The 10,114-nt window shown below is 61.0% G+C and carries 7 protein-coding genes; 5 read left to right on the forward strand and 2 right to left on the reverse strand.

The features are described 5' to 3' along the window. Window positions 1–34: 34 nt before the first annotated feature. The 3 genes from PseAD21_RS16870 to PseAD21_RS16880 all read left to right on the forward strand — a co-directional run bounded on the left by PseAD21_RS16870 (window position 35) and on the right by PseAD21_RS16880 (window position 4,409). A complete protein-coding gene (locus PseAD21_RS16870; protein ID WP_178082138.1) occupies window positions 35–2,965 on the forward strand; it encodes a bifunctional diguanylate cyclase/phosphodiesterase in 2,931 nt (976 codons plus the stop codon). A gap of 127 nt (window positions 2,966–3,092) precedes the next feature. Then, entirely contained in the window at window positions 3,093–3,959 is an 867-nt protein-coding gene (gene hexR / locus PseAD21_RS16875) for a transcriptional regulator HexR (RefSeq protein ID WP_007962240.1), read from the forward strand. 237 nt (window positions 3,960–4,196) lie between these two features. After that, window positions 4,197–4,409, forward strand: coding sequence for a PA3496 family putative envelope integrity protein (locus tag PseAD21_RS16880; protein WP_102356659.1), 213 nt, complete (start codon window positions 4,197–4,199; stop codon window positions 4,407–4,409). On the opposite strand, the gene PseAD21_RS16885 is transcribed toward PseAD21_RS16880, so the two are convergent. Beyond that, window positions 4,351–5,313 carry a LysR family transcriptional regulator gene (locus tag PseAD21_RS16885; RefSeq protein ID WP_102356660.1) on the reverse strand — a complete coding sequence of 321 codons (963 nt, stop codon included), beginning with the start codon at window positions 5,311–5,313 and terminating at the stop codon, window positions 4,351–4,353. The genes PseAD21_RS16880 and PseAD21_RS16885 overlap by 59 nt on opposite strands. Window positions 5,314–5,502: 189 nt before the next feature. On the opposite strand from PseAD21_RS16885, the gene PseAD21_RS16890 reads away from it, so the two are divergent. Both PseAD21_RS16890 and oadA read left to right on the forward strand, forming a co-directional pair. After that, the gene (locus PseAD21_RS16890; RefSeq protein ID WP_027610345.1) at window positions 5,503–6,918 is read left to right on the forward strand and encodes an acetyl-CoA carboxylase biotin carboxylase subunit; all 1,416 of its coding nucleotides are present in this window, start codon (window positions 5,503–5,505) and stop codon (window positions 6,916–6,918) included. A gap of 11 nt (window positions 6,919–6,929) precedes the next feature. Beyond that, a complete protein-coding gene (gene oadA, locus PseAD21_RS16895; protein WP_102356661.1) occupies window positions 6,930–8,738 on the forward strand; it encodes a sodium-extruding oxaloacetate decarboxylase subunit alpha in 1,809 nt (602 codons plus the stop codon). A gap of 189 nt (window positions 8,739–8,927) precedes the next feature. Here the strand turns inward: oadA and PseAD21_RS16900 are convergent. Then, on the reverse strand, window positions 8,928–10,114 hold a 1,187-nt coding region (locus PseAD21_RS16900; RefSeq protein ID WP_102356664.1), incomplete at its 5' end, for an autotransporter domain-containing protein.

The following is a 10,114-nucleotide window of genomic DNA, read 5'->3' on the forward strand; positions in this document are numbered from 1 at the left end:
TCTGGAGCAGTTTGGCAACAGGGTCGGCTTGTGTATGCTCCGTCCACGTTTCGGGCCCATGCTCACTCTTATAAGAACAAAAACATTGCAAAAGACCCTCAGCTCAGACCTGTCGGGCCCCTCTGTGGAACCCCGGGTCATCCGCAAGCATTACGCCACCGAAATGGCGGTTGAACGCACGCGCCTGCTGTATCAGGGCTCGCTGCTGCCCACGTTGTTCATGTTGGTCAATGGTCTGGTCTGCGCCGGTTTGCTCTGGAGTCCGCAGCGCTATTTCGTGGTCAGCATCTGGCTGATCTGGTTGTTGTCGCTGGTGGCGCTGCGGGTGATTCAGGTCGCCGCGTTCGATTCGGCGATCCCGGACCGTCAGGCCCAGCCGATCTGGTTCCGCATGTTCCTGCTCGGCTCGACCATGACCGGTCTGACTCTGGCCGGCGCCGGCATCGCGCTGGTGCCCGCCGACAACTTCATGCAGCAAGCCTGGGTGTTCGGCCTGATCGGCGCCGCGACCTTGTCCGCCAGCGTTGCGTACGCCGTCAGTCTGCCGGCGTTTCTGTCCTTTACCTTGCCGTGCCTGCTGCCGGCAATCGGTTACCTGTTCTGGGGCGGCGATGAACAGGCGCGGGGCTGGGGCTGGCTGGGGCTGATCCTGCTCGGCTCGCTGAGTGTGGTGGCGTGGCAGGTCAACCGGCTGATCGATCGCGGGCTGCTGCGGCGCTTCCAGAATCAGCACCTGATCGAGCATTTGCAGCAGGCGCAGAGCCGCAGCGAGCAGCTCAATCAGGCACTGGGCAAGGAGGTCGAGCAACGGCGCTGTGCCGAAGGTGCATTGCGTGAGGCGCAGGTTGAACTGGAGGACCGCGTGGCGCAGCGCAGCCGCGAACTGGACGTGGCCAATCAGGCGCTGAGCAAAAGCGAAGCCCGGCTGGCTCTGGCTTTGAAGGCCAGCGAGCTGGGACTGTGGGACTGGAACCTGCAAACCGACGAAGTCCATCACACGCAGATCCAGGAACTGTTCGGCCTCGCTCCGGAATACGTCACGGCGATCCTGCGCGACCTCAAGCCACGCCTGCACCCCGATGACGTGCCGTCGCTCAAGCAGGCGCTGATCGAGCACCTGAAGGGGCGCAGCGAGGACTATCAGATCGAATACCGCGTGCGTCATGGTGACGGCCATTGGGTGTGGATCGAGGACCGGGGGCGTGCAGTGGAGCGCAGTGACAGTGGGCGGGTGATCCGCATGGTCGGCACCCGGCGCGACATCAGCGCCAGCAAAAGCCTCGAGGAGCAGCAGCGTCTGGCCGCCACGGTGTTCGAAGCAGCCAGCGAAGGCATCGTTATTCTCGACCCGAACTATGCGCTGATCGCGATCAATCAGGCGTTCAGCCGTGTCACCGGTTATGACATCGAAGACATGCTCGGGCGCAATATCGTCGAACTGCCGTGCAGTCGTGACGCGCGGCGCCATTACGTCGCGATTCGTCACGCGCTGGAGCAGCACGGAAGCTGGCAAGGCGAGTTGGTGGAGGCCCGCAAGAACGGCGAGCTGTATCCGCAATGGCTGCAACTCAACGCGGTGCGCGACAGCCAGGGAAACGTCAGCCATATCGTCGGCTTCTTCGCCGACCTTTCGGCGCGGCGCGAATCAGAAGAGCGCATGCGCTTCCTGACGCACTACGATGAACTGACTGGGTTGGCCAACCGCTCGCTGTTCCGCGAGCGCCTGCACGAAGCTCATCAGCGTGTGCGTCAGGGCGGACGCCGCAGCCTGGCGTTGCTGCACATCAATCTGGATCGCTTCAAGTTGCTCAACGACAGCCTCGGCCACGAGGTGGCGGACCAACTGCTGCAGAAAATGGCCCGACGGCTGATCAACGCCTTGCCGGAAGCCGACACCATCGCCCGCCTGTCTGGCGATGAATTTGCCGTGCTGTTCGATGCCTATGGCAACCTGTCGAGTCTGGCGCGGGTCGCCACGCGGCTGTCGAGCAAGCTGCGCCTGCCGTTGATGGTCGAGGGGCATGAACTGGTAGTCAGCGCCTCAATGGGCATCAGCATGCTGCCGGACAACGCCCGGGAAATTTCCGCGCTGGTCAGCCAGTCGAACATGGCCATGCAACATGCCAAGCATTTGGGCGGCAACAATTTCCAGTTCTATACCGACAGCCTGCAGGCCAGCACCCTTGAGCGTTTGCAGTTGGAAAACCAGCTGCGCAAGGCCATCGAAGACAAGCAGCTGAAAGTGTTCTATCAACCAAAACTGTGCCTGCAAACCGGGCGCCTGAATGCGGCGGAAGCGCTGGTGCGCTGGGATCATCCGAGCATGGGCCGGGTGCCTCCGGGGGATTTTATTGGCCTGGCCGAGGAAACCGGACTGATTGGGCCGATCGGCGAATTCGTCCTGCGCCAGGCCTGTTGGCAGGCGTGTGAATGGCAGCGCCAGGGCCTGGCGCCAATCCGCGTGTCGGTGAACCTCTCGGTGCATCAACTGCGTCAGGGCAAACTGGTCAGCCTGGTGCGGCAGGTGCTGGACGAAACCGGGCTGGCCCCGCACTACCTGGAACTGGAACTCACCGAAAGCCAGTTGCTCGACAGCGTCGAACACATCATCGCCACCTTCCAGCAACTGCGCGATCTGGGGGTGAAGCTGGCGATCGACGATTTCGGTACCGGCTATTCATCGCTGAGTTACCTCAAACGGATTCCGGTGGATTACGTGAAGATCGATCAGGCGTTCATTCGTGGACTGGGGCAGGGCAGTGAAGATGCGGCGATCACCCGGGCGATCATTGCCATGGCCCACGGGCTGTCATTGAAAGTGGTGGCCGAGGGGGTCGAGCGGCAGGAACAGCTGGAGTTTTTACGCGTCGAGCATTGCGATGAAGTGCAGGGCTATCTGATCAGTCGCCCCGTGGAGGCTGCCGCTCTGGCCGGGCTATTGCGCGAACAGGAAAAACCGTTTTAGGGGCTACATGCACCCCATCGCGCCTGATATGGGGACATGGAGTTACGCATTGAGCAGGCAAAAAGCCAATTCATGTAGTATAACTACAAGCGTGCTACATCCTTGCCCATAAGAAGAGTCCAGCCCCTTGAATCTGCTGCAACACATCGCCCAGTCACGTCACCTGTTACGCAAGTCGGAGCTCAAGGTCGCCGACCACGTGCTGCTTGACCCTGCGGCGGTGATGCACAGTTCCATGGCCGACCTGGCCCACAGCGTCGGCATCAGTGAGCCGACCATCGTGCGTTTTTGCCGGGCCATCGGCTGTTCCGGCTTTCAGGATCTCAAGCTCAAACTGGCGCAGAGCCTGGCCGCCGGTGCCAGCTTCGGCCAGTTCGCGATCCACGAAGACGACTCGGTCGCCGACTACAGCCTGAAGATATTCGACACCACGTTGCACACCTTGATGGAGGTTCGCGAGAAGCTCGACCCGGTGGAACTGCAGCGGGCGGTGACGCTGATGTCGCAGGCGCAGCGCGTCGAATTCTACGGTTTCGGCGCGTCGGGCGCGGTGGCCGCGGATGCGCAGCACAAGTTTTTCCGTTTGCTGCTGACCGCGGCGGCCTACTCTGATCCGCACATGCAGGCGATGTCGGCGGTGACCTTGAAGCCGACCGACGTGGCGATCTGCATTTCCCAGTCCGGGCGCTCCAAGGATCTGCTGATCACCGCCAACCTCGTTCGCGAGAGCGGTGCTTCGCTGATCACTCTGTGCCCGAGCCAGACACCCTTGGCTGAACTGTCGACCGTCAATCTGGCAATCGATGTGCACGAAGACACCGAAATCTATACGCCGCTGACCTCGCGTATTGCGCATCTGGTGGTAATCGATGTGCTGGCGATGGGCGTGGCGATGGCGCGCGGGCCGAGTCTGGTCAATCACCTGAAAAGCGTGAAGCGCAGTTTGCGCAGCTTGCGGCTGTCGCCCAAGGCCGTGAAAGCCCTGGATGACTGAAGTCATCTAAGGTCGTTCCGACCTTAATCGCGAGCAGGCTCGCTCCCACAGTGGATCTTCTGTGAACACAAATTTTGTGTCACACCGAGATCAAATGTGGGAGCGAGCCTGCTCGCGAAGGCGTCCACAATGACCCGCACCATCCGCAAGTTTCATCGCACTGTCATCCCCGCGCAGCTAAACCGTCATCCCTTACGCCTATCGTGAAACTCCCGTACTCGCCTTGGGAGACTCGAAATGGCTCAGCCCTACGAAGAACGCAACAGCGCCGCGAAAACCCGTCGTCAACAGGAAGACCAGCGCCGCATGGAATTCCGTCGCGCGATCGAAGATCGCTTCGAACTCCGTCAGCTTCAGAGCGAAATCAGCGATTTCCCCGAGGACCTCGAACTCAACTACTGGCAAGCCGCTCCGGCAGCTTCCCGTCGAAGCGCTCAACCAGCGCGCTGATCTGCACTCGCTCGCTGCGGATAAACGCCAGGAAGGCGTGCGCCACCGGTGACAGCCGTTTGGCCTTGGCTTGCACCAGGCACCAACTGCGAAACAGCGGCAACTCCTCGACCGGCAGCTCGACCAGGCCGCCGGTCGCCAGCTCCAGGTTCAGGGCGTGGCGCGTCAACAGCGCCAGGCCCAGACCCGCCGCCACGCATTCGCGCTGAGCTTCGGCTGAGGCAACTTCCTGAGTCTGAGTGAAGTGCACGCGTTTCTCTTTGAAGTATTCCTCACAGGCCAGTCGCGTGCCCGAACCCGGTTCGCGGATCAGCAGCGTGTAGGGCTCAAGATCCTGCAGGCGCAGTGGCCCCATGTGCGCCAACGGATGATCCGGGCGCGCCACGGCGACAATCGGATTATTGAGAAATGGCAAAAACTCCAGGCCCATGTCCTGCGGCACCATCGACATGATCACCAGGTCGTCGCGGTTGTCCGAGAGCCGGCGAATCACCTGGCCACGGTTAACCACGGTCAGTTGCAGGTTGACTTCCGGGTGCTGGCGCTTGAAGGCGGCGAACAGGTGCGGCACGAAGTATTTGGCGCTGGACTCCACCGCCAGTTTCAATTGGCCTTGCAGCGAGCCCTGCATGTCTGACAGCTGCATGTCGAGGTTTTCCAGGCGGCCGAAGATGTCCCGGCTGGCCCGCTGGAGGGCTTCAGCAGCCTCGGTCATGTAGAGTTTTTTGCCGACGTAATCGAATAATGGCTGGCCGATCAGCTCTTCAAGCTGACGAATCTGTAGGCTGACGGCCGGTTGTGTGAGAGACATTTCGTCGGCTGCGCGGCTGTAGGAGCGCAAATCACACACTTCGTTGAAGATCTGCAATTGGCGTAATGTCATACGCATCAAGGACTTACGCATTTTTATGGGCTCTGACGGCGGGCTGATGGTTTAACTATAAGTCTTTGCTTATGCCTGACCCAATTTTTATTCATTTTTGTTAATCCCTTGCGAGGGCTAGTGTGGGGTCGCGACCAGATTGAAACATTTGGTCACGCGTCGACCTGGGTCTAGCAGGTCGTGGTGCCACCGGCTCAAGGGAATTTCCAAGTGATAAAAAAGATCCTGATCGCCAACCGTGGTGAGATTGCCGTACGAATCGTGCGGGCCTGCGCCGAGATGGGCATTCGCTCGGTTGCGATTTTTTCCGACGCCGACCGCCATGCCTTGCATGTGAAGCGTGCGGACGAAGCCCACAGCATCGGTGCCGAGCCACTGGCCGGTTACCTGAACCCGCGCAAGCTGGTGAACCTTGCGGTGGAAACCGGTTGCGATGCACTGCACCCAGGTTACGGCTTCCTTTCGGAAAACGCTGAGCTGGCAGACATCTGCGCCGAACGTGGCATCAAGTTCATCGGCCCGTCGGCAGAAGTCATTCGCCGCATGGGCGACAAGACCGAAGCCCGGCGCAGCATGATCAAGGCCGGCGTACCGGTCACCCCGGGCACCGAAGGCAACGTGTCGGGCATCGAAGAAGCACTGACCGAAGGCGACCGCATCGGTTACCCGGTCATGCTCAAGGCCACCTCCGGCGGTGGCGGTCGCGGCATCCGTCGTTGCAACAGCCGCGAAGAGCTCGAACAGAATTTCCCTCGGGTGATTTCCGAAGCGACCAAGGCTTTCGGTTCGGCCGAAGTGTTCCTGGAAAAATGCATCGTCAACCCGAAACACATCGAAGCGCAGATCCTCGGCGACAGCTTTGGCAACGTTGTGCACCTGTTCGAGCGTGACTGCTCGATCCAGCGTCGCAACCAGAAGCTGATCGAGATCGCCCCGAGCCCGCAACTGACCCCGGAACAGCGCGCCTACATCGGCGACCTGTCGGTGCGTGCGGCCAAGGCCGTGGGTTACGAGAACGCCGGCACCGTGGAGTTCCTGCTCGCCGAGGGCGAGGTGTACTTCATGGAGATGAACACCCGGGTGCAGGTGGAACACACCATCACCGAAGAAATCACCGGGATCGACATCGTTCGCGAACAGATCCGTATCGCCTCCGGCCTGCCGCTGTCGGTCAAACAGGAAGACATTCAGCACCGTGGTTTCGCGTTGCAGTTCCGCATCAACGCCGAAGACCCGAAGAACAACTTCCTGCCGAGCTTCGGCAAGATCACCCGTTACTACGCCCCCGGCGGTCCGGGCGTGCGCACCGACACGGCGATCTACACCGGTTACACGATTCCGCCGTTCTACGACTCGATGTGCCTGAAGCTGGTGGTCTGGGCGCTGACTTGGGAGGAAGCGATGGACCGTGGCCTGCGCGCCCTCGACGACATGCGTCTGCAAGGCGTGAAGACCACCGCCGCGTATTACCAGGAAATCCTGCGCAATCCGGAATTCCGTAGCGGCCAGTTCAATACCAGCTTCGTTGAAAGCCACCCAGAACTGACCAACTACTCGATCAAGCGCAAACCCGAAGAGCTGGCCCTGGCCATCGCCGCCGCCATCGCCGCCCACGCAGGCCTGTGAGGAATACAACAATGTCCAAGAAGATCTTCGTTACCGATACCATCCTGCGCGACGCTCACCAATCGCTGCTCGCCACCCGCATGCGCACCGAAGACATGCTGCCGATCTGCGACAAGCTCGACAAAGTCGGCTACTGGTCGCTGGAGTGCTGGGGCGGCGCGACGTTCGATGCCTGTGTGCGCTTTCTGAAAGAAGACCCGTGGGAGCGTTTGCGCCAACTGCGCGCGGCGTTGCCTAACACCCGTCTGCAAATGCTTCTTCGCGGGCAGAACCTGCTGGGCTACCGCCACTACAGCGACGACGTGGTCAAAGCTTTCGTCGCCAAGGCTGCGGTGAATGGTATCGACGTGTTCCGCATCTTCGACGCAATGAATGATGTGCGTAACCTGCGCGTAGCGATCGAAGCGGTGAAGGCTGCCGGCAAACATGCTCAGGGCACCATCGCCTACACCACCAGCCCGGTGCACACCATCGACGCTTTCGTCACCCAGGCCAAGCAAATGGAAGCCATGGGTTGCGACTCGGTGGCAATCAAGGACATGGCCGGTCTGCTGACCCCGTACGCCACCGGTGAACTGGTTCGCGCACTGAAAGCCGAGCAGTCGCTGCCTGTGTTCATCCATTCGCACGACACTGCCGGTCTGGCGAGCATGTGCCAGCTCAAGGCCATCGAAAACGGCGCCGACCACATCGACACCGCGATCTCCAGCTTCGCTTCGGGCACCAGCCATCCGGGCACCGAGTCGATGGTCGCTGCGCTCAAGGGCACCGAGTACGACACCGGTCTGAACCTCGAACTGCTGCAGGAAATCGGCCTGTACTTCTACGCCGTGCGCAAGAAGTATCACCAGTTCGAAAGCGAATTCACTGCCGTCGACACCCGCGTGCAAGTCAACCAGGTGCCGGGCGGGATGATCTCCAACCTCGCCAACCAGTTGAAAGAGCAGGGCGCGTTGAACCGCATGGGCGAAGTGCTGGCGGAAATCCCGCGGGTGCGTGAAGACCTTGGTTTCCCGCCGCTGGTGACCCCGACTTCGCAGATCGTCGGCACTCAGGCGTTCTTCAACGTGCTGGCCGGCGAACGCTACAAGACCATCACCAACGAGGTGAAGCTGTACCTGCAGGGCGGTTACGGCAAGGCGCCGGGCGTGGTCAACGAGAAGCTGCGTCGTCAGGCGATCGGCAGCGAAGAAGTCATCGACGTGCGGCCAGCCGATCTGCTCAAGCCGGAAATGACCAAGCTGCGTACCGACATCGGCGCATTGGCCAAGTCGGAAGAAGACGTGCTGACCTTCGCGATGTTCCCGGATATTGGTCGCAAGTTCCTCGAAGAGCGTGCCGCCGGCACTCTCGTGCCGGAAGTGTTGCTGCCGATTCCTGAAGCGGGTGGTGTGACGAAGGCGGGCGGCGAAGGCGTGCCGACCGAGTTCGTCATCGACGTCCACGGCGAAACCTACCGCGTCGACATCACCGGTGTCGGTGTGAAGGCCGAAGGCAAGCGTCACTTCTACCTGTCCATCGACGGCATGCCGGAAGAAGTGGTGTTCGAGCCGCTCAACGAATTCGTCAGCGGTGGCAGCAGCAAACGCAAGCAAGCGTCGGCACCGGGCCATGTCAGCACCACCATGCCAGGCAACATCGTCGATGTGCTGGTCAAGGAAGGCGACACCGTCAAGGCCGGTCAGGCCGTGCTGATCACCGAAGCGATGAAGATGGAAACCGAAGTCCAGGCAGCGATTGCCGGCAAGGTCACTGCCATCCACGTCGCCAAGGGTGACCGGGTGAATCCGGGTGAAATCCTGATCGAGATCGAAGGCTGAGATAACCGCCGCGATCCAACGTTTTAAACCTCGGGGGGGCATGTGCTCCCCTTTTTTTCGCCTGCAATTTACCTGCGAGGCCCTCTGTAGGAGTGAGCATGCTCGCGATAGCGGTAGATCAGTCGACATATGCAGAGACCGATACCCTCTATCGCGAGCAGGCGCACTCCAACAGGGGGGCTCAACTCATCAGAACGCCATACGCCATTGACCCATCACGCCGTAGCTGCGGCTGTCGCTGCCGGCCTCGCCAGTGATGCCGACTCCCAGGGTGTGGCGCGCGGACAGGCTCAGGTCGAGACCGGCATCGAGCAGCGCGCTATTGCGATCCATCTCGGCACCGATCACCTCAAAGCTTTTTCCGCCCTTCACCAGTTGCTGACGTGTTGTGTTGTCCACCTCGCCGTAGGTGTGTTTGACGCTGGCGCTGAGACGCGGCGTCAGTTGCATGCCGTTGGCCAAGTGACTGGTTTTCGCCAGGCGCAGGCCAACGCTGCTGCTCGGATTCGCCCGGGTCTGGCCCTCGACGTGCAGCGCCGCATCGCCACCTTTCTCGGTGTATCCGTCTCGCTGGTAACGCTGATAACCAACGCTGGCGAACGGTTCGATGCTGACGTTGCCATGGCCCAGGTTGTAGCCGACTTCGGCAAACAGCTGCTGGGTATTGGCGTCGTAGCTGCTCTTGAGCCGGTCGCTGAAACCATTGAAGGTGACATGCCGTTTGCCGCTGCCATCGTGCCTGCCATAAGAAGCGCCCAACCGCAGGGCGAACGGCCCATCCTGGCGCAGGGCGTAGGCACCGAGGTGCCAGCTGTCGAGATCGCCATCGAACTGCCGGGCATCGAACCGGGTTTGCGCTTTTGCGCCCATCAGGCCGACATGCCACTGCTCGTCGAGTTGCCAGTCGGCACCCAGAACCAGACCTTGGGTGGAGTGTTTCAACGTACTGTCGAAGTCACGATCAACCTTGCCTCCGTGCCCCAGCGCTTGCAGCCAGACCCGCCCGGTACCTTCATCGCCCGCCGCCAGGCGCGGCGCATTTCCCGTCCCCTGCGCAGCCGTGCGCTTGTCCAGCTGGTGCATCGCCGAGAGCATGCTGGCGCTGACCGGATTGACGCTGCTCAACGTGGCTTTGGCGAGGTTGGCGTTGCTACCGGCGGCCAACTGTTCCAGCGCCACGTTGGCCGTTGGCTTGTCGGCACCCAGCAGGGCAGTGACAGCCATGCTGGGTGCAGCGGACGCAATAATGGCTTTCGCAGACTCACCAGAGGCCTCAGGCTTTTGAGGTTGCTGAGGTTGCTGAGGTTGCTGAGGTTGCTGAGGTTGCTGAGGTTGCTGAGGTTGCTGAGGTTGCTGAGGTTGCTGAGGTTGCTGAG

This window comes from Pseudomonas sp. AD21 (genome assembly GCF_002878485.1).
Lineage (GTDB): Bacteria > Pseudomonadota > Gammaproteobacteria > Pseudomonadales > Pseudomonadaceae > Aquipseudomonas.